The organism is Blautia sp. MSK17_66, assembly GCF_020538025.1.
Taxonomy (GTDB): Bacteria; Bacillota; Clostridia; order Lachnospirales; family Lachnospiraceae; genus Blautia_A.
On sequence record NZ_JAJBNQ010000022.1, the window covers coordinates 1 to 20,946 of the forward strand.

The window sequence follows — 20,946 nt, forward strand, 5'->3', positions numbered from 1 at the left end:
ATGTCAATTATCATTATTAAAATTTACGAAGGTCTGGGTGAGAAGGCTGAATTGGAGACACGTAATATGGTTTACCAGACGCAGGTGGAAGCTTATCGCGTTCAGATTTCTGAAAGAGAAGAGGCTGTGAAGGAATTTCGTCTTTTGAAACATGACATGAAAAATCATTTGATTTATATGGAAGAGCTGATCCGTCAGAAGAAGGATGAGGAAGTCTGTAAATACATAGATGAATTGCTGAACTCCAGAGGATTGTCCCATCAGGGAATTGTAAATAGTGGAAACATATTGGTCGACGGACTGATCAATTATAAAATTCCCTACATGAAATCACTTAATATTGATTTTCAGGCTGAAATAGCGATTCCTTTTGATCTGAAATGGCCGGAAGATAATTTGTGTATTATTATTGGGAATTTATTGGACAATGCTATTGAAGGGACACAAAAATTAAAGGAAGAGGAAAGACGGATTTATTTGGAAATGATACTGAAAAAAGATAATCTTTTCATCTTGATCAAGAATCCATGTATGGAACAAAGTTTAATGAAAAAGGGAGGCCATTTTCTTACTACTAAAAACGAAGAGGGTCATGGAATGGGATTATTATCAGTAAAACGTGCGGTAGAGGAATGTCAGGGAAGTATTTACACAAATGTGGAAAATGGGATTTTTCAGGCGTCTGTGATGCTTCCCAGGGTAGAAAATAAAACTGATCAGGAGGAAAACTGATGGAAAAAGAATATGCGGTATTAATAGGTTATCGCATACGTCAGGAACGGGTGCAGCGCAATATATCTCAGCCTGAAATGGCCGATATACTTGGGATTTCTTATTCTTATTACAATAATATAGAAAAGGGGAACAGGAGTTGTCCCATAGAAGTGCTGATTGAAATATGCAGGGAATTTGGCATCTCATCAGACAGGATATTAAGGGATTTTGTTCCTGTCGATACTGGAGGATTTTGCTTGAAATAATGTATGAAATTGTCTTATAGAAAACAAATAATTCTTGTAACTATTCAGCAGGCAATGTCATTTAGTTAGCCATAAAGAGGAGTGAACTTTTTTAGGATAAAGCAGTGGTCATGTTTCTACAACCACAATACGGGTTAATCTGGAGATTATCCTGCTATTTATGGTACGACAAAAAGACAGATTGCACATCTGTCTTTCAAAGGGTTATAATGATAAAGATGTTTATGCAGCCCGATATATGAAGTATCGTGGTTTCCTGAAATGAGCTGTTTGAAGCCTTGGGTATTGGCGGTCATTTCGGATAAGGATCAATTCTCTTTGCAATAGAGACATCACATCATATTGGTCTTTCTCCGTGGTCAGACGGAGAAAGACTCTGCAGATATGTGCAGCTATTGTAAAATTGACTTTATATTCATGTTTTGTGTCATGTGTTTCCAGTACTGTACAGTTTATCAAGGTTTCCGTGATGTTATAGGCAATGAGTTTTGCCCATATCTCCTGTTCAATATATTGTGACTTATAAGAATGAAAATTGCTTAGTTCTATCGTGTATTTCAGCTTTCTAAAAGAAGATTCAATTCCCCATCTGGTGTAGTAGATCTCCTTGATACGTTCCGGTGGAAATTCATTATGTGGTAGGTTCGTAACAATGCATTCATAGGTTGACTCGCTGAGAGGAAATCTTATAATCCGAAATGCAAGTTCATAGGTGTCAGTACTGCCATAATCAATGTAATCAAAAGTGGAAGCCTGATCCACAAAACGTTTGTAGGTTTCAGGATTAACAGGGACTTTTTTGGAATGGCTCCGAACCAGGGTAACCCGGACGTCAATATCAAAAGATTCTTCTTCCGGGAAGTCGAAATTGCCAACTAATCCTTTGGAGTGGATATCTTTGGTACGGAACAGAAAGAACTGATTTTGTTCCATCACATGTGCCATGTTGTTGTAAGAACAATAGCCACGGTCACCAATATAGACATTCTTTCTTCCTTCTAGGATCTCATGGCGGTCAACCATGTCACAGAAAGCACCAAATTCATTTTTACAATGGACAGGCTGAATCAGGGCGTCCGTATAGGTGTGTGTTGTAAGATCATAAAAAGCATTCAGATGCATGCTGTAGACTCCTCTGATGGAATTTCCGGGTGAGCAATAATAGTCAGCTGATGAGAAAGAGGGTGTACTGAAATAAGTGCAGGTCGAACCATCGGCAGCCAGAAAGCGGTATTTGTCATCGCTTAAAATATTGGGGAGCAATGCCGTGGCAGATGAATTAAAATGTTTGAACACAGCTTCTAGGGCAGCCGGTTTCAGCTTTTGCCGCTGCTGATTAAGAGCGGAAGAAGTAGGCATGGAAGAAGCATCCAATCCCCAAAAGTCCAGCATTTCAACTTTTGTGGATGAAGAACCCTGCGAAACGAGAAACGAAATAAGTTTTTGCGGTGAGAGCTTTCGATTCCTTTGGAAATCAATGTCCGGATGAATGGAATAATCCGAAATATTAGAACAAATTTGTTCTACAGATAACTCAAACAGATCTTTGATTTTTTGATGGATCATAATGGTGTGTCTCCTTGAAAAAGTAATATATTACTAATTCAAGAGGCCGCTTTCGTTACTTCTGAAAACAATCAGTACCGAAAGCGACCGCACATTCTGATGTGTTTGTCAACCATTTTAGATACACGATGCTAACTAAATGACATTGGAAACTGAACACTAATGAGCTCCAGAAGAGAGACAATCCCGTATTGGTAATAGGGAAGATCATTTTCCGGGATTTCCAATTTGCGTAGTAAGGAATCAATCATAGTGTTTACGCTTTTGGAGAAGCCATTGATCCAGATTATCTGGTGGGATATTGTCATGGAAAAATCCCATACAATTTGTGTAAAAAAATATACTAAGAACGATAAGAGAGGTTAATGTGTTTTTTAAGAATCTCATGATATTAAAATTCCTTTCTTGAAGTATAAAAGATTATATATAAATTTGTGCAAAAATACAGAAATATCGATAAAAATATAATTAAAGTTAAATTTTGCTTTTCTTTCTGCAAATAGCATATATAAAATGAAGGAGATAACTGAAAGAGATGTTTGAATACACGAATATTATTAGTTTTGTATTAAGGTATTATTGCTTGACAGTTTATATGGGCGCAGTCTTTGAAAAAAAATTTCGAGAGATAAGCAAAAAAAATATTATTATTGTAGTATTGTTTTATGTTATTACGTACTTTATTCCTAATATGGGAGTGTATGAAAATATTACGATAATGTTTTTAACAAATTTATTTTTTATATTTTTGGTTTATAGAGGAAAATACACAGAGCTTTTTCTTCATACGGTGATATGGAGTATGATGGCTCTGGTATGTGAGTATTTTGTAATATCTTTATTTTATATATTATATGCAAAAGAGGCTTTTGACTCTAAATTATTTGATTTGGGAATGATTTTGGAATGGTGTGTATTTACGCTTATAATAACTATTGTTTCTAAGTTTTTAAAGATTAAATATAATAGAAAGATTGGAAGTCAAAATTGGCTTATCTTGATTTTCTTGGGACTAGAAACGTTGATTATTGATTATGGAGCTTTTAGGATTTATTGGAATTTGCAAGATAAAGAGTATGGGTATTATGCTTTGTTTATTGCTATAATGATGATAATTATGTCAATTATCATTATTAAAATTTACGAAGGTCTGGGTGAGAAGGCTGAATTGGAGACATGTAATATGGTTTACCAGACGCAGGTGGAAGCTTATCGCGTTCAGATTTCTGAAAGAGAAGAGGCTGTGAAGGAATTTCGTCTTTTGAAACATGACATGAAAAATCATTTGATTTATATGGAAGAGCTGATCCGTCAGAAGAAGGATGAGGAAGTCTGTAAATACATAGATGAATTGCTGAACTCCAGAGGATTGTCCCATCAGGGAATTGTAAATAGTGGAAACATATTGGTCGACGGACTGATCAATTATAAAATTCCCTACATGAAATCACTTAATATTGATTTTCAGGCTGAAATAGCGATTCCTTTTGATCTGAAATGGCCGGAAGATAATTTGTGTATTATTATTGGGAATTTATTGGACAATGCTATTGAAGGGACACAAAAATTAAAGGAAGAGGAAAGACGGATTTATTTGGAAATGATGCTGAAAGTAGATAATCTTTTCATCTTGATCAAGAATCCATGTATGGAACAAAGCTTAATGAAAAAGGGAGGCCATTTTCTTACTACTAAAAACGAAGAGGGTCATGGAATGGGATTATTATCAGTAAAACGTGCGGTAGAGGAATGTCAGGGAAGTATTTACACAAATGTGGAAAATGGGATTTTTCAGGCGTCTGTGATGCTTCCCAGGGTAGAAAATAAAACTGAGGGGAGAGACGTATTATGATAAATATTGCGGTATGTGATGATGATGTGCAGTTTGCAGCAGCATTGGAAGAAAAAATTCTGGATTATGGAAAGCAGAAAGGTGTCCGGCTGGATACAGAAGTATTTTCAGACGGGGAAAGTTTTCGGCAGGCTGTTTTCAATGATAGTTTTTATGACCTTGTATACATGGATGTTGAAATGGGAAAAAGCGATGGGATATATACAGTTTGGGAGGTAAAGAAGAAGCTTTCGGAAGTACTTGTAATTTACGTAACCTCTCATGAGACATATTTTACGGAAATGTTTGAAACAGAGCCTTTTCGATACCTTAAAAAGCCGTTGGACGAAGAAAAGTTCGAAGAATATTTTACCCGGGCATTGGAGCGTATACAGAGACATTTACACTATTTTACTTATTCAAGCAGACATGCGACATTTCGTATTCCTTTCAGGGATATTCTGTACCTTGAAAGCCACAGAAGGCAGATCATCCTTCATGGAAAGGAGGGAAGCGATACTTTCTATGGAAGGCTTGGTACAATAGAAAAGGATTTGGAACAGGGCAGTTGTCCTTTTATCCGGATCCATCAGTCATATCTGGTAAATCCTCACGGAATATGCAGATATCATCCGGACAGAGTTGAGATGGAAAACAATGCAGTTCTTCCTATAAGCGAGGCCAGACAAAGAGAAGTAAAGCAAAAGTATCACGAGTTTTTAAGAAGACTTTAATTTATGCCAATGTAACAAAATTGTAATAAAATTTGACAAAACAGGTAAATTCATGGTAACATACGCAATTGACTGTGGCCGTGAGTTATCTGTTTTATTTTTTTCAGGGAACAGAGCAGCAATCAACGGCGGAATCTAATGTGAACAGGAATGAAAAAGGAGAGTTCAATGTTAAAAAAAATTACAGCAGTATTGTTAGGTGTGTGTGTAACTTCTATGACTTTAACTGGTGTTTCCGCAGCGGATTTCAGTGACGGGCTGTTCAGCGATGGAAGTGATGATACTCAGACTGGTGATATCAGTGCGATCGCAAACCAGATCGTAGCGCAGGCGCAGAATCAGGCACAGGATTACCAGGAAAAGAAACAGGCAGCCCAGAAAGTGATCGATGCCCGTGAAGTAGAGCGCAGAGCGCAGGAGATCAAGGAAGAGACTACAAAGATCCGCGAAGAAGCACAGGAAGCGGTCAGAAAGAAAGCGGAGGAAGAAGCTCGCAAGGCAGAGCAGGCGCGTGTGGAACACAGAGAAAATATTGCACAGTTCGCTGTTCAGTTCGTAGGAAACCCATACGTCTATGGCGGTACAAGCCTGACAAACGGTGCGGACTGCTCCGGATTTGTAATGTCAGTCTTCAAAGAGTTCGGATATGAGCTTCCGCGAGTGGCAGCAGCTCAGTACGAAGCATCCCAGAAAAAAGATATCAGCCAGATGGAGACAGGCGATCTGGTATTTTACGGAGCAGGTGGAATCAACCACGTTGCTCTCTATATCGGCGATGGCAAAGTTGTCCACGCGCTGAACTCCAATAAAGGAATCGTGATCACAGATTACAATTACGATACACCAGTTGGAGTCGGAACCTATGTGAAATAAAATATACGAAAAACTACCTGCTGAATAGTTACAAACTGTCTATCAAAGATAAAGCCCCGGAACGTAAGCTCCGCGGGCTTTTTTTCGATGTGAGTCGAAAAATCAGGGAGGAATAAATGTCAGTGTATTAAAGCGGTAAAAAGATGTGTGACAGTAATTTTGAGGAAGAAAAACAATAGAAATCAGTGGTCTGGCAGATTGCACAAAACTTGTCGAAAAATGTGGATAATGTCGATTTTGGTGCAAAAGTTATCCACATTCATAAAAGGTTGATTTTACTGGAAAACTGAGTTATGCACAAAGTTATCCACATTATCCACCAAAATAAGATGTGGAATACCAGATTTACATAAAATAAAAAGAAACAGATGTTTTGGTCAATAATGATAAAATTGATAAAAACAGGAAAAAACCAGGTAAATTCTATTGACATTTTCATAGTGAAAATATTGGAAAGTTTTTCGGACAAAAGGATAATTTAAAGGTTTCAAACTATAATTATCTGACAATACAGAAAATAAACAAGCCCACTCGCATATTTATGGAGTGGGCTTCTCTTATCGTGCGGATGAGTTTTGCTTCATTCGTTTGATCACTTTAAGTCGTGTAAATTCCTCTCGTTCCTTTTCTTCAAGAGCATTCTGAATGTCTTTGGTCAGAGCCTCATATTTGGGGATTGTGATGTTTTTGAGAGCATTGGCACGTTTCTGTGTCTTTTTGATGTTTGCAGCCAGACGGATCGCGGCATTTTCGATGCCGGATAACTGGATGGAAAGTTCTTTTACCTTTTCGAAGGCGGCTTTTGCCTCATCCAGTGACATCCTGGTGCTGTAGTAAGCGTATGTCGGTGTGTTGGTCGTCTGTTTATCATATTCTACAAGCGGGATTTCCGTACCCATGACGCTTCTGGTTTTGATTCGTATGGAGTTTTCCACAGGCACTGTGTAAGACACCTGTTCGACAAAAGCGATACCAAGCTCCATATTGGCCTTCTGAAGAGCCGCATAAGCGGCACGGAAGGTAACATCGATCTGAGACTGGATATCCTTGGCCTGCTCGATCAATTCCATCATTTCCCGGATCAGAATGTTACGTTTCTTGTCCATCAACTCAAAACCCTGACGGGAGAGAGCAAGAGAGTTTTTGGCGAGAATGAGATTTCCCTTGGTGGGGAAGGTATTAGGATCCATAAAACGTCACCTCCCCTTAACGAACCGTTTCTTTGTAATACTTATTCAGAATCTTAGTGTCGATACGGTCAAGTTCATCCTTCGGAAGCAGTCCGAGGAGTTCCCAGCCCTTATCCAGAGTCTCGGTGATGCTTCGGTTATCGGTCTCGGACTGTCCGACAAACTCTGCCTCAAAAGCCTTTCCAAATACCAGATAACGTTTATCCAGAGGAGAGAGCTCGTCCTCACCGATAACAGAAGCGAGGGCTCTTGCATCACCAACCTTTGCATAGCAGGAAAAAAGCTGGTTTGCAACGTCCTGATGATCTTCTCTTGTAAAGCCTTCACCGATACCGTCCTTCATCAGACGAGAGAGAGATGGAAGTACATTGATCGGCGGATAGATAGCCTGTCCGTGAAGCTGACGGTCCAGAACGATCTGTCCTTCGGTGATATAACCGGTAAGGTCAGGAATAGGATGTGTGATATCGTCGTTCGGCATGGTCAGGATCGGGATCTGTGTGACAGAACCGGATCCACCCTGTACAATACCGGCACGTTCGTAGAGAGTTGCCAGTTCACTGTACAGATAACCAGGATAACCTTTACGGGAAGGAATCTCACCCTTGGAGGAAGAAACCTCTCGCATTGCCTCGCAGAAAGAGGTGATATCTGTCAGGATGACCAGGATATGCATGCCTTTTTCGAAGGCAAGATATTCAGCAGCAGTCAGCGCGATCTTCGGTGTCAGAAGTCGCTCTACAACCGGGTCATTGGCAAGGTTCAAAAACATAACTACATGGTCAGAGGCGCCGCTTTCTTCAAAGGTACGGCGGAAAAATTCTGCAACGTCATATTTGACACCCATTGCGGCGAATACAATTGCAAAATCTTCGTCAGAGTCATCTCCAAGAGATGCCTGCTGTACGATCTGTGCGGCAAGCTTATCGTGAGGAAGACCATTTCCGGAAAAAATAGGAAGCTTCTGTCCGCGGATCAGGGTAGTAAGACCATCGATCGCGGAGATTCCTGTATTGATATAGTTTCGTGGATATTCACGTTTGACAGGATTCAGAGGAAGTCCGGTGATGTTCAGACTTACCTCCGGTGTGATCTCGCCCAGTCCGTCGATCGGCTGTCCGATACCGTTGAACGTTCGGCCGAGGATTTCTTCGGAAAGACCGATCTCCATCGGATGTCCTGTAAGGCGTGTATGAGTGTTGCTTAAGGACATATTGTCGGTTCCCTCAAAAACCTGGATAACCGCCTTGTCCTCATAAATTTCTACGATACGGCCAATCTTCTGTGTCCCGTCATTCATATGAAATTCTACGATTTCTTCATAGGATGCGTTCTTTACCCCTTCCAGAACTACCAGAGGGCCGTTTATCTCGCTTAATCCCAGATATTCGATTGCCATAAAAAAGTCCCTCCTGTCAGCCGTTTTTCTCTAATACTTTGTCATAGAATGTGTCGATATCCTGTTTGTACTGGTCAAATCTGTCCAGTTCATTGTTTGGTACATCGTATTTGATGGAAATGATACGTTCAAAAATATTGTCCTCTTTCAGAACAGAAACAGGCATGCCTCTGTTGATGAGTGCCTTGGATTTTTCGTACAGATAGAGGATGGTTTCCATCATTTTGAACTGTTTTTCCATCGGAACGCAGGTGTCTTCCTGGTGGAATGCGTTCTGCTGAAGGAATCCCAGACGGATAACTCTTGCAATCTCAAGTGTCAGTTTCTGGTCGTCCGGAAGTACATCGCTTCCGATCAGCTTAACGATCTCCATCAGGGAGCTCTCCTGATTGAGGATGGCCATGAGCTGGTTGCGGTCAGAAACAAATTTCGGGGAAACATGAGTCCGGTACCATGGAGCCAGGTCCTCCAGATATTCACTGTAGCTGGTCAGCCAGTGGATCGCCGGAAAATGTCGTGCATAGGCCAGTGATTTGTCAAGCCCCCAGAAGCAGCGGACGAAACGTTTGGTATTCTGGGTGACTGGTTCTGAGAAGTCGCCGCCCTGAGGAGAAACTGCACCGATAATGGAGACAGAGCCCTCGGTTCCGTTCAGGTTCTGCATCATGCCGGCTCTTTCATAAAAAGCGGAAAGCTTGGAGGCAAGATAAGCCGGGAAGCCTTCCTCGGCAGGCATTTCTTCCAGACGGCCGGATAATTCTCGAAGAGCCTCAGCCCATCGGGAGGTAGAATCGGCCATGATCGCTACGTCATATCCCATATCGCGGTAGTATTCGGCGAGGGTAACACCGGTGTAGATGGATGCTTCACGTGCTGCAACCGGCATATTGGAGGTGTTGGCGATCAGAGTGGTACGGTCCATCATCAGGTTTCCGGATTTTGGGTCGATCAGCTTACTGAAATCCTCAAGAACCTGTGTCATTTCGTTTCCACGCTCTCCACATCCGATATAGATGATGATATCTGCATCAGACCATTTGGCGATCTGGTGCTGCGTCATGGTTTTTCCTGTACCGAAACCACCCGGGACAGCAGCAGTACCGCCCTTGGCGATAGGGAAAAGTGTATCAAGAATACGCTGACCGGTGACAAGCGGAACACTTGCCGGATAGCGAAGATGTGTCGGTCTTGGAATACGGATCGGCCATTTCTGGGCGAGGGCCAGATCTCTGGTGCTTCCGTCATCCAAAAGAAGTGTTACGACAGGTTCCAGGATCGTATAATCACCGTCCGGAACAACGTTGACAACAGTTCCTCCCTGGATATCCGGTGGAACCATGGATTTGTGAAGAATAGAAGCCGTTTCCTGCGTTTCTGCAATGATCGTACCCGGATGAACGATGTCACCTTCCTTTACGGTCATATGAACAGACCATTTCTTCTGTGTGTCGAGAGAGTCTACACTGACACCACGGGAAATATATTTGCCGGAGGACTTTGCAATCTCTTCCAGTGGACGCTGGATACCGTCAAAAATGTTGTGGATGATACCAGGTCCGAGAAGAACGGAGATGGCATCGCCGGTGCCGGTGACAGTCTCTCCCGGACGGAGCCCTGTGGTCTCCTCAAAAACCTGGACAGTAGTCATGCCCTTTTTCAGTCCGATAACTTCGCCGACAAGATTGTCCTTTCCGACATAGACCATCTCAGAAATCTTAAATCCGGGATCGCCTTTCAGATAAATGACGGGACCATTGACACCGTAAATAATACCTGTTCTACTCATGATTCAGTCCTCCGTCAAATTTGAATTCTTTGTGCATGGCTGCCAGATTCGCAGAAAAAGAGTTGTCGATCAGGATGTTTTTTGCCGGAATCTCAGCACGGATCCCTCCGAGAAAGTTTTCGGAAGAAACCTGGAGAGGACAGCCTGTTCTGGCTGTAAGGGAATCCAGAAGCTCTTTGTCATTGGAAGAAAGAAAAATCAGAATTTCATCATCTTCCGCAAAGTCTTTGGCTTCCCGGATACGACGGCAGAGATAGTCCTGATATTCAGGAGTCGCAGTAAACTGCTGCACCCTGTTTTTAACTTCTGCAAAAAGTGTTTCCTTTAACTCGTTTTGTTTGAGAGACCAGTTTCGTTTAAGTGTGATCTGCTCAGAAGAAAGAGCCTTGTTTACTTCTCTTCGTACATGTTCTGTTTCTGCTTTGACTTCTGCCTCTGCAGTCTGGATTCTGGATTGTTTATGTTCCTCCAGAACCTTCTGGAGATAGTCCTTGTGGTCCTGGATGGCTCTGGCGGCATCTTCACGGGCCTCATCCAGGGAGACCTCGTAAAAATGCTGCAGCTTTTCATCTATTGTCATACTTTTCACCTGCCTGTAGTTGTTGCTGCTTACAGTAATTATAATTTCAATCCGATCGCTTCATTTACATATGAAGTGATAAAATCTGGTTTACGGCCGGTGCCGTGTCTGTCCGGAATCTCAATGATCAGAGGCGTTTTGTGATGAAGGCGGACTTCATCGATGATCTCAGGAAATTCCCTGCCGAATTTTTCGGTGAGCAGGATAATTCCTGTCTCTTTATTGGAAATCGCAGATTCCAGGGCTTCCTTCAGTTCCTTTCGTTCATGGACGACGACACCTTCAACGCCTGCCAGACGCATTCCGGTATAGGTATCAACGTTATCGCTGATAAGATACATTTTCATAAAAACCGCTCCTTGTTTCAACGCACAGTTAAAGCTTACCAAGGATCATAAAGGAAATGATCAGTCCGTAGAGTGCGATACCTTCTGCCATGGCTACGAAGATAATGGATTTACCGAACAGGGAACCGTCCTCGCTCAGAGCACCAAGAGCTGCACTTGCAGAGCTTGCAACGGCAATGCCGGATCCGAGACCGGAAATACCGGTAACGAGAGCTGCACCGAGATATCCAAGTCCTGTAGCAAGTCCGTCAGCAGAAGATGCAGCCTGTACGCTTGCTGTTCCTGCAAAACTTACAACGGTTGCCGCAAGAAGAACGCCGAAGAAGAGGAAACAGTTGGCGATCAGAGACTTTTTGTAGCGTTTTTTGTTTTTTTCTCCGAGGAAAAAGCAGCCGAAAGGTACGATAATGCTGAGTGTCAGTGCGATTGCGGTTACGATTTGAATGATCATGTTCATGGTGATATCCTCCTAAAGTCTGTGATTTGATGTAGCTGCCCTGAAATATCAACAGGCAGCCGTGAAGTATGGAACAGCTACATTGTTTTGCTGTTTTTCTTCATAAAAGGCTGGAATTCGCGGCCATTTCCTGTGTAGAAACGACTGAAGATCTCGTAATATTCCAGACGTAAAACCTGAATACCAACGATCAGGCCCTCCATGGCACATACAAAGATGTTGCCGAGGACAACAACGATCCAGTTGGGGCTTCCTCCTTCTGTGGCACCGGCGAGCATCAGGACAACCTCCATCATGGCGGCGTGGCTGACAGCAAAAGCACCGATACGCAGGAAAGAAAGCGTGTTGGAAAGGTAGCTCAGCAGAACTTCAAACAATTCAAAGAAGCTCTGAACAAAGAACATACCCTTCTGTTCCGGAAAGATCTGGGCTTTCTTCTCTACCAGGTTGGTGAGAGGCTCTTTCAGGAACATAAGGATCAGCGGAATTCCGAACATTATGGCCAGAACTGCGGCAGCAGGAAGCTTTTTTCCTGAAATAAACAGTCCGACGGTCAGCACGATAGATCCGTAAAATACAAGACCGGCAACAGCATTGCTGTCAAACCAGGTTTTTTCGATATTTTTGTTTCGTATGGAGTTGATAATGTTAAATACCATACAGATCAGAATGATAAACATTCCGAAACCGATCGCGATCACGAACACTGCATTCAGCCGTCCTACAAGAGGGACGTCCATCATAGCGTTCATAGGCTTCAGCCACCGGGCTTTCAGAACATCCTCGAATCCAAAGAAGCTTCCATACATAAATCCAAAGAAAACAGAGAAAACACCGGCACATCCTATGATGCCTGCCAGATCCATTTTCTTTGTTTTATAGAGAAGGATGCCTCCAAGGAAGAGCACCAGTCCCTGCCCGACATCTCCGAACATGGCTCCGAAAATAAAGGAATAGGTCAGTGCCACAAACCAGGTCGGATCCATTTCGTTGTAGGCCGGAAGACCGTACATTTTGACATACATCTCAAATGGCTGGAATAATTTAAGGTTTTTAAGCTTTGTGGGCGGCTTTTTGTTTGTAGGTGCATGCTGATCTTCTATAAGGCAGAAGATCTTGTCATCATTCTGGATATCCTGCTGAAATGCAAGAGCATCCTTTTCCGTCATCCAGCCGCAGAGAATATAGAAAGTATTGGATTCACCCTGCGTGCAGGCGGCAAGCTTACGGATATCGAAGTTTCTGGAACAGGATTCCAGGGCTGCTTTTGCAGAAACAATCTTTGAGGCACAGCGGTTCAGGAAGTGCTGATATTCTGCTTTGTTGGCATCCAGACCCGCGTGGATGTCGCGGTGCCGCTTATCAAGCGTTTCAAAGGCTTCTCTGGCGGTACCCTGATAGTCGTCCGGGACGAAAATACGTTCAAAATGCATGGAAGAGTATACGGCGTGCACCTTGTGTGCTTCATGTTCCGGGACAAAATAAACACCGTAGACATATTGTTCATCTTCACCGCATTTGATAAATAAGGTATCCAGATTATCATAAATGTATTTCTCAAATTTCTGGAGATACTGTTTTTCGATACGTCCAAAGCGATAATGGATGTATTTGAAATTCAGGATCGTGGAAATATCGTAATCCAGATCTTTGAAGGGACGGATGATCTTGAGCGAATCCACCATTCCGGCGTGTTCTTCCTGGAGCTTCTCCTTCTGTTCTTCCAGGAGACGGGCATGTTCCTGGATCTTATTGACAGTGGCGAGAGCCGTCTCGATATCCATTGGCTCAGGAACGGTCTTCTCGGATTCGTCGAGCTGTTCATAAAAACCGTCAATGACTGTCAGGTATTCCCTGTAAGGGTTGATTTCCAGAAAAGGTGACAGATTGGCAACATCTGTGAGCTCAGATAAGGCACTTTCCAGATGGATCTCATACTTGGAAAGATAGGTTTTGGTTAGTCTGTCAATATCCGCCTTTGGCCCGGTGATGCTCAAAAATTTCATTTTTTCAATCAAAGTAAAATACCTCCGGGATTTTAATTGTTACGAATATACTGAAGTGCTTCTTCCGCTGACACACCATAACGGACACATTCGATCGCGATGGTCAGACGGTTTACTTCGTGTTCTTTGTGATACAGGTAGGAGTACAAAACTGCGACAGAATAAGGATCCTTGCGAGCTTCTTTTTCCAGAGTGGTGCGAAGCATATAATTATAAAATTCTTCAATATTCTGTGCAGAAATATGAGTATATTTCCTGCCGTAGTAGGTTTTGCGGAAAACAGCTTTGGTCTCTTCATAAGAGGTGGCTTCCACAAGAGCCCTGATCTCCTCTTTCTTGAGCTTATAATTCATAGGAATCAGCAGAGCGTAAATATCAGCCGGTGCCATGTTGAAATAGCGCTTGGACCGGGCAATAAACTGAAGGTTCAGCATGTCAAATTTCTCACCATAGGCCATGGTGATCTCCTTGAGATCATTTCCGGAAAAAAGCTTCTTACGCACATGCCAGATCAGGGAAAAATAATACAGGTCCAGAGCCATTCCGTAGTCAAACAGAAGCGCATTCTCGCGATTCTGGATTCTGGAGAGCGGACCATAGAATTCATTTCCCTTCAGAGCATTGATAAATTCCTCCATATTGGTGCAGGCGACCAGTCGGTCAATATCCAGCCGGGAATGTCTGCGAAAAAACTCCCGATAAGGAGAAACATCGACGGGATCCGTGTCGCGGTGATCAAACAGATTGGTCATGATCTCCTTCAGCACGCGGATCTCATAGCGTCTGGAATACAGATCCAGAAACCTGCGCTGTTCCGGGTTGGCAAACTGATATATTTTTGAAAAATTGTGAAAGATAGAAGCTTTCAACAGTTTCTCAAGCTGTCCTCGATGGGTAGAAGCCTCATCCAGGGAAGCCCAGACTTTGGAATATTCCGGTGTCCGTTTGAGATAGGCTGTTACCTGAGGGATACTGGAAAGCTCCAGGATCTCACGAATCTGTTCCTCGTTTATCAGCTTGCTCTGCATGGCGCGGATCTTGGTGGAGATTCCGCTGTAGGAAAGGAGATTTCCCATATTGCATCACTCCTTTCAGCATTCAAGAAGCCTGTGGAATAATTCTTCCGAGAGCTGCTGATGGTTTTGTCTGTAATAAGCATCCAGATCTATGAGTGCCTTCTCTGTCTGCTGGCGGAGAAGTGTGAGTTCTTGATCCTTCTGTTTCTCAAGACTGTTGCGAAGTTCCTGTATTTTCAGATTTGTTTTCTGCTCCAGGGCTGCATCGAAATCTCTGCATTGCTGTTCCATTTCTGAGGAAAGAGCTGCCTTTGTCCGGTCAGCATCTTCCATAATACGCCGGGCGGTTGTTTCAATTTCAGATAACTTGTTAAGTATCTGCTCCATTATTTCCCCTCCTTTGACCTGTTTTTGTTGGAACTTGACCATATAATACACCTTTTGAAACTAAAATTCTAGTATATATTGCATAAAAAATGGGTAAATTATTTATATTGAATATACAAAATACAAGATATTGAGATAAAAGTAAGTTCTCCTTTATATAAAAGAAAGAATAGTACTTGTTCGAAATATAAAAACCATGTATGATAATAAGAAGTTTCGTAACTGTTCAGTACTCTCACAGTTACGAAGTTTTACTGTAAGATATGAACAGGTATGAAGTCTGTAAGAAAAATGGAGAATAAGATTTATGAGATTAAGAAATATACCAGGTGCAAAAGATGCGATCACAGAAAGTCCTTATGTTGTACAGAATCCGGCAGAGCATAAAGGAAGCTGGAATGAGGTATTTCCGAAAGACCAGCCACTCCATATTGAAGTTGGAATGGGAAAGGGACGTTTCCTTATGGATATGGCGAAACTCCATCCAGAGACCAACTATGTAGGAATTGAAATGTACGACAGTGTCCTTCTCCGTGCACTGCAGAAGAGAGAGAGACTGGAAGAGACCGGAGAGAAACTTGCGAATCTGAAATTTATGTGCGTAGATGCAAGACTGCTTCCGGAGATTTTTGAAAAGGGTGAAGTGCAGAAGATATATCTGAATTTCTCAGACCCGTGGCCGAAGGCACGCCATGCGAAGCGCAGACTGACTTCAAGAGAATTCCTTGCACGTTATGAGGAGATTCTGGAGGATGACGGTGTGGTAGAATTCAAGACCGATAACAAAGGACTGTTTGAATTTTCGCTGGAAGAGGTCGGTGAGGCAGGCTGGAAACTGCTCGCACACACCTTTGATCTTCATAATCAGGCAGATATGATGGAGGGAAATGTAATGACAGAGTATGAAGAGAAATTTTCTTCCATGGGAAATCCAATCTGCAAGCTGATCGCGAAACAGGGTAAACCTGAGAAATAAATCGGCATACTATATAGGAAGAATCTCCGCAGTTGATTTGACATCAATTGCGGAATATGACTTCCGGGAGATATGTTATGTCAGCCAGAAAAGGAAACAACCGCATCAGGATGGCGATCGTACAGTTTCATTACGAACACAGAAAACTGGAAGGACGTATGGAAAAAATCAGGAAAAACGCCGCAGAACTCGGAAGATTTCTTGACTCCATGCCGCCGAAAAAAGGGGAAAAAGAAGAAAAATAAAAATTTTTTAAAAAATTATAAAAATTTCCTTGACTTTTGGTATAGAGTTGCATATAATAATTCTTGCGTTGAGAACACAGACGCACAACCAAATAAGGAATGCGCTTTTAGCTCAGTTGGTAGAGCACCTGACTCTTAATCAGGGTGTCCAGGGTTCGAGCCCCTGAAGGCGCACTAAGGACACTGTTTTTGCGGACATTGCGATTGCCGCGGGGACGGTGTTTTTTTGCTTTATAAGAATTTATTTTGTAATATTTCAGTAAAGCAAAAAAACGCTCCGCGGTTGCAATTAGCATTTGCTCAGAGTAGAATAGTGAAAAATCAGCAAACACTGATAAATGAAAGAATATATTTTTATATAAAAACCCAGATATTTTTTGCGGAAAAGATATGATATACTAACACACAAGAAAAATGTATGAGAGGAAACGGAATGAAAAACCTGAACAATACAGAGGGAATCGACTTTGTGATTACCTGGGTAGATGGCAGTGATCCTGCGTGGCAGCAGGAAAAGAGAAAGACGCTTGAGGCTTGTGGGTTGAAGTCAGCGGCAGATGACAGAAAAGAGAGATACAGAGACTGGGATAACCTTCAATACTGGTTCCGTGGTGTGGAGCAGTTTGCTCCGTGGGTACGTAAAGTTCATTTTGTGACCTGGGGGCATCTTCCGGAATGGCTGAACACATCTGCACCGAAACTGAATATCGTTAATCACGAGGATTTTATTCCAGAAGAATTCCGCCCTACATTTAATTCTCATACTATTGAGTGGAACCTGCACAGGATTCAGGGATTATCTGAACGCTTCGTCTATTTTAATGATGATATGTTTCTGCTGGACAAGGTAAAACCAGGGGATTTCTTTCAGGGGGAAAAGCCGGTAGATATGCTTGCCCTGCAGCCTGATGTGGCAAATATAGATAATGCAGTTATGCCGTATATTTATCTGAATAATGCCATGGTTCTTGCAAAATATTTTAAGAAATATGAGAATGTAAAGAAACAGCCGGGGGCATATTTTCATATAGGCTATCCGCCGATATATTTTTTCTATAATTTTATGGAGATGGCATTTCCGAGATTTACCGGTTTTTATACGGTTCATGGTGCTTCACCGTTGAAGAAGCAGACATTCGAAACACTGTGGAAGCTGGAACCGGAACTTCTGACAAAAGTATGCAGTCATGCTTTTCGGCATAAAGAAGATATCAGCCAGTATGTACTTCGGGAGTATCAGAAGTTAAAAGGTGATTTTGTGCCAAGAAATATCCGTAAACTGTGCAGTTATTATGATGTTTCGCAGAACAATGAAAAACTGCTTCGTACCATTACCGAACACAGAAATAAGATGGTCTGTATTAATGACAGTAACCATGAAATAGATTTTGAAAAGGCAAAAAAAGAGATTAATATTGCACTGGAACAGAGACTAAGCCAAAAATCTTCATACGAAAAATAAAAGGAGCACGGAAGAGGAAGAATAATGAACATCCTGTTGGTGGGAGGCTCATGCAGCCTGATGGACAGTATGATCCTGAAACTTCGAAAAGAAGGACACAAGGTATATATACTGACCGGAGATAAGTATAAACATAATAAATATGAGAGAGTATTTGAAAAATATGAATTTCCATATGACACAGAAAATCTAAATTCTATTTTTGAAAGTGTCAATCCGGATGCGACAATTCTTATGGGTGCTTTTGACACTAATTATCACTGGAATGAAGAAGAGAGAGAATCTGTTCGTTTTGTGTCTCATCTGGTCAACATTCTGGTGGCACATTCTACAGTTAGGAAAGGGAAACTTATTTTTCTTTCCTCAGATGAGGTTTATAGTGGAAACTATATAAATGACATTGAAGAAACAGAAAAAACTCTCGGATTTGGAATGAGGGCAGACATCCTGGCACAGGCAGAGGAGATATGCGAGAATTTCAGAAAGAACCGAAGTACGGATATTGTGGTTCTCAGACTGGATCATCTGTATTGCATTCCGAGAGACAGGAAAGATGTAAATAATATTTGTGCCCGGATGTGTCTGGAATGTCTGAGTGAGGGATACATCAAAGCCGACACAGACCATACGTTTTCACTGTTGTTTGAAAAAGACGCAGTAGAATATATTTATAAAGTTGTCAGTACCGGAAAACATGAATATTCGCTTTATCAGCTTTCTTCCAATGACGTGGTCAGTGAGCTGGAGCTGGCAGCCATGGTACAGGAGCATATGGCGGACAGTGCCAATATTGTGACTTCATCTGGAGGTATCGGCCGTTGTGTCCTGTCCGGAACACGATTCGAGAAAGAATACGGTGTACATGCCTTTGGTGATCTGAACAGAAATATTGAAAAAATGGCAGCGTATATGCAGAAGCACAAGGCTGTTTTTGTAAATGAAGATAAACTGGAACTTCCATGGTGGAAGGTCTTGTGGAACCAATGGAAATGGCTGCTCAGTGTTCTGTTTCCGTTTGTGGAGAATCTGATTTGTTTTATTCCGTTCTTTATGATGAATAACAGAACGGTAGGTAGCCGATATTTCGCGAACCTGGATCCGTTTCTTCTGTATGTTCTGCTATTTGCGATCGTGTATGGACAGCAGCAGGCAACTTTTTCTGCAATATGTGCAGTGGCTGGATATATGTTCCGGCAGATGTACACGCGGAGTGGATTTGAAGTTCTTCTGGATTATAACACTTATGTGTGGATCGCACAGCTGTTTATTCTTGGCCTTGTAGTCGGATATATGCGGGATCAGATCAAGACTATGCGTATGGAAAGCGAGGAGCTGGAAGTTCATCTGTCAAGGCAGATTGCAGATATCAAGGACATTAATGAAAGCAATGCCCGCCTCAAAGGCGTTATGGAGCAGCAGCTGATCGACCAGAAAGACAGTATCGGCAAGATTTATACGATCACACATACACTGGATCAGTATATGCCGGATGAGGTTATGTTCTATGCGGTAGAAATGCTGATGAAGCTGATGAGGACCAGGGATGTGGCGTTGTACAATGTCGTCAACCAGGATTATGCTCGAATTTTCTCAGCAAGTTCCGCCAAAGCAAGAAGTCTTGGAAATTCAATCCGTTACAGGGAAATGACAGAAGTGTATGAGGAACTGACAGAAGAAAAGGTTTATATCAACAAAAATATGGATCCACGTTACCCTCTGATGGCCCGTGCTATCTATGAGAATGGAGATATTAAAATGATCATCATGCTCTGGGGACTCAGTTGGGAAAAAATGACTCTGGGACAGGCAAACTTTCTTACTGTAGTCAGTTATCTGATCCAGAATGCAGTTCTGAGGGCACAGCGATATATGCAGGCACTCGAGGAGAATCGATACAGTGAAGAAGGATCGAGGATTCTCAGAGAGGATGCATTTAAACCACTGGTGAAAGCCTATATGGATGCAGAAGCAAAAGATCTGGCAGAATGCGTATTTCTGAAGATAGATGCCGATCCGGAACAGTACAGACAGATAGATCAGCTTATGGCAAAAAAACTGCGAGACAGTGATTATCTTGGAATCCTTCCAGATGGAAAGTTATATGCACTTCTTGCAAATACAACAAAAGAAAATGCCGGTTTTGTGCAGGAAAGATTTGAACAGAATGGCTATAGTACAGAAATTGTGGAGAAGATTGCAGTATGTTCGGAAGAATGAGGCTGTTTACAATTTTACTTGTTCTGAATCTTCTGGTGGTTGTGGTGTATCTTATCTGGAACCATCTCAGAAGAAAGGAAAAAAGCTTAAGTACATGGATGAAAGCAGGAATGATGCTGCTATGTCCGATTGTAGGACCGACCTTTGTGTTTGTGGCATTCTGGACCAGCCGGCTTTTTATGCTGATGTCCATGGATCTTTCTGATGTGATATTCAGTAAGGAAAGGGTAGAAACATTTATACGTCCTGATGAAGAAACAGAAAAAAATATGGTTTCACTTGAAGAGGCGCTGGAAGTTACCGACAAAAAAAGTCTTCGAAGTTTTATCCTTAACGTAATTCGCGGCGATTATAAGAACTCTCTGTCGTCTATCGCACTGGCACTGAACAGTGAAGACACGGAGACTGCTCATTATGCTGCGTCAATTCTTCAGGATGTGCTGAGTGATTTTCGTGTCGGTGTACAGGAAAAATACCGTACCCTGGACGAAGACGAGGAGCATATCGCAGAGAACTGCGTTAATCTTCTGGAATATATGAATCCTGTTGTTGAACAGAAGGTTCTGACTGATCTGGAGCAGCGTTCCATGGCAGAGCGTATGGATGAAGTTCTGCAGAAGGCATGGACGGCAGACAGACAGAAGATAAGCAGTTCCGTCTATGAGAAGGTGTGTCAGAGACTTCTTGAGACTGAAGATTATGAAAACTGCCGCAAATGGTGTGCCCGTGCCAGAGAGCAGTATCCGGAGGCTCTTTCCAGCTATACCTGTCAGCTCAAGCTGTTCTTTTCCTGTGGCGACCGGGAAAATTTTTTCCGTGTCATGCAGGAACTCAAAGAATCTGATATTACGATTGATAATGAGACACTGGAATTTATCAGAATATTTATGTAGA

Annotated in this window: 20 protein-coding genes and 1 tRNA gene; 11 read left to right on the forward strand and 10 right to left on the reverse strand. The window is 42.2% G+C overall.

Annotated elements, in window-relative coordinates:
- Window positions 1-732: sensor histidine kinase (locus LIR34_RS12165; RefSeq protein WP_265107730.1), on the forward strand; the 732-nt coding region annotated here is incomplete at its 5' end.
- Entirely contained in the window at window positions 732-980 is a 249-nt protein-coding gene (locus tag LIR34_RS12170) for a helix-turn-helix domain-containing protein (protein ID WP_173902926.1), read from the forward strand. The genes LIR34_RS12165 and LIR34_RS12170, both read left to right, overlap by 1 nt.
- A 222-nt stretch (window positions 981-1,202) precedes the next feature.
- Here LIR34_RS12170 and LIR34_RS12175 read toward each other — a convergent pair whose 3' ends face one another.
- Window positions 1,203-2,546, reverse strand: coding sequence for an IS4 family transposase (locus LIR34_RS12175; protein ID WP_173902927.1), 1,344 nt, complete (start codon window positions 2,544-2,546; stop codon window positions 1,203-1,205).
- Between the two features lie 535 nt (window positions 2,547-3,081).
- Between LIR34_RS12175 and LIR34_RS12180 the strand changes: the two genes are divergently transcribed.
- The 3 genes from LIR34_RS12180 (at window position 3,082) to LIR34_RS12190 (ending at window position 5,984) form a co-directional block, all read left to right on the forward strand.
- Window positions 3,082-4,398, forward strand: coding sequence for a sensor histidine kinase (locus LIR34_RS12180; protein ID WP_173902928.1), 1,317 nt, complete (start codon window positions 3,082-3,084; stop codon window positions 4,396-4,398).
- A complete protein-coding gene (locus tag LIR34_RS12185) occupies window positions 4,395-5,111 on the forward strand; it encodes a LytR/AlgR family response regulator transcription factor (protein ID WP_173902929.1) in 717 nt (238 codons plus the stop codon). Before LIR34_RS12180 ends, LIR34_RS12185 begins: the two co-directional genes overlap by 4 nt.
- A gap of 168 nt (window positions 5,112-5,279) precedes the next feature.
- Window positions 5,280-5,984, forward strand: coding sequence for a C40 family peptidase (locus LIR34_RS12190; protein ID WP_227239948.1), 705 nt, complete (start codon window positions 5,280-5,282; stop codon window positions 5,982-5,984).
- Between the two features lie 557 nt (window positions 5,985-6,541).
- On the opposite strand, the gene LIR34_RS12195 is transcribed toward LIR34_RS12190, so the two are convergent.
- The 9 genes from LIR34_RS12195 to LIR34_RS12235 all read right to left on the reverse strand — a co-directional run bounded on the left by LIR34_RS12195 (window position 6,542) and on the right by LIR34_RS12235 (window position 15,152).
- The gene (locus tag LIR34_RS12195) at window positions 6,542-7,174 is read right to left on the reverse strand and encodes a V-type ATP synthase subunit D (RefSeq protein ID WP_173902931.1); all 633 of its coding nucleotides are present in this window, start codon (window positions 7,172-7,174) and stop codon (window positions 6,542-6,544) included.
- Between the two features lie 16 nt (window positions 7,175-7,190).
- Window positions 7,191-8,573, reverse strand: a complete 1,383-nt coding sequence (locus tag LIR34_RS12200; protein WP_173902932.1) for a V-type ATP synthase subunit B — start codon at window positions 8,571-8,573, stop codon at window positions 7,191-7,193.
- 16 nt (window positions 8,574-8,589) lie between these two features.
- Entirely contained in the window at window positions 8,590-10,359 is a 1,770-nt protein-coding gene (locus LIR34_RS12205) for a V-type ATP synthase subunit A (RefSeq protein WP_161285449.1), read from the reverse strand.
- Window positions 10,352-10,939: a V-type ATP synthase subunit E gene (locus LIR34_RS12210; RefSeq protein WP_161285448.1), complete on the reverse strand. Its 588-nt coding sequence runs from the start codon at window positions 10,937-10,939 to the stop codon at window positions 10,352-10,354. The genes LIR34_RS12205 and LIR34_RS12210 overlap by 8 nt, the downstream gene beginning before the upstream one ends.
- Before the next feature lie 38 nt (window positions 10,940-10,977).
- Window positions 10,978-11,286, reverse strand: a complete 309-nt coding sequence (locus LIR34_RS12215) for a V-type ATP synthase subunit F (RefSeq protein WP_161285447.1) — start codon at window positions 11,284-11,286, stop codon at window positions 10,978-10,980.
- Between the two features lie 28 nt (window positions 11,287-11,314).
- On the reverse strand, window positions 11,315-11,743 hold the full coding sequence (locus LIR34_RS12220) for an ATP synthase subunit C (protein WP_161285446.1): 429 nt from the start codon (window positions 11,741-11,743) through the stop codon (window positions 11,315-11,317).
- Window positions 11,744-11,820: 77 nt separating this feature from the next.
- Window positions 11,821-13,761, reverse strand: a complete 1,941-nt coding sequence (locus tag LIR34_RS12225; protein ID WP_173902933.1) for a V-type ATP synthase subunit I — start codon at window positions 13,759-13,761, stop codon at window positions 11,821-11,823.
- A 20-nt stretch (window positions 13,762-13,781) separates the two neighbouring features.
- On the reverse strand, window positions 13,782-14,825 hold the full coding sequence (locus tag LIR34_RS12230) for a V0D/AC39 family V-type ATPase subunit (protein ID WP_173902934.1): 1,044 nt from the start codon (window positions 14,823-14,825) through the stop codon (window positions 13,782-13,784).
- A gap of 15 nt (window positions 14,826-14,840) precedes the next feature.
- Entirely contained in the window at window positions 14,841-15,152 is a 312-nt protein-coding gene (locus tag LIR34_RS12235) for a hypothetical protein (protein WP_173902935.1), read from the reverse strand.
- 307 nt (window positions 15,153-15,459) lie between these two features.
- On the opposite strand from LIR34_RS12235, the gene trmB reads away from it, so the two are divergent.
- From trmB to LIR34_RS12265, 6 genes are all read left to right on the forward strand, one after another.
- Window positions 15,460-16,128, forward strand: a complete 669-nt coding sequence (gene trmB, locus LIR34_RS12240; protein WP_161285442.1) for a tRNA (guanosine(46)-N7)-methyltransferase TrmB — start codon at window positions 15,460-15,462, stop codon at window positions 16,126-16,128.
- A 77-nt stretch (window positions 16,129-16,205) separates the two neighbouring features.
- Entirely contained in the window at window positions 16,206-16,373 is a 168-nt protein-coding gene (locus tag LIR34_RS12245; RefSeq protein WP_161285441.1) for a hypothetical protein, read from the forward strand.
- Window positions 16,374-16,474: 101 nt separating this feature from the next.
- A tRNA-Lys gene (locus tag LIR34_RS12250) sits at window positions 16,475-16,547 on the forward strand.
- A gap of 259 nt (window positions 16,548-16,806) precedes the next feature.
- Window positions 16,807-17,835 carry a stealth family protein gene (locus tag LIR34_RS12255; RefSeq protein ID WP_173902936.1) on the forward strand — a complete coding sequence of 343 codons (1,029 nt, stop codon included), beginning with the start codon at window positions 16,807-16,809 and terminating at the stop codon, window positions 17,833-17,835.
- Between the two features lie 24 nt (window positions 17,836-17,859).
- A complete protein-coding gene (locus LIR34_RS12260) occupies window positions 17,860-20,052 on the forward strand; it encodes an NAD-dependent epimerase/dehydratase family protein (RefSeq protein WP_173902937.1) in 2,193 nt (730 codons plus the stop codon).
- Window positions 20,049-20,945 carry a hypothetical protein gene (locus LIR34_RS12265; RefSeq protein WP_173902938.1) on the forward strand — a complete coding sequence of 299 codons (897 nt, stop codon included), beginning with the start codon at window positions 20,049-20,051 and terminating at the stop codon, window positions 20,943-20,945. Before LIR34_RS12260 ends, LIR34_RS12265 begins: the two co-directional genes overlap by 4 nt.
- Window position 20,946 lies beyond the last annotated feature (1 nt).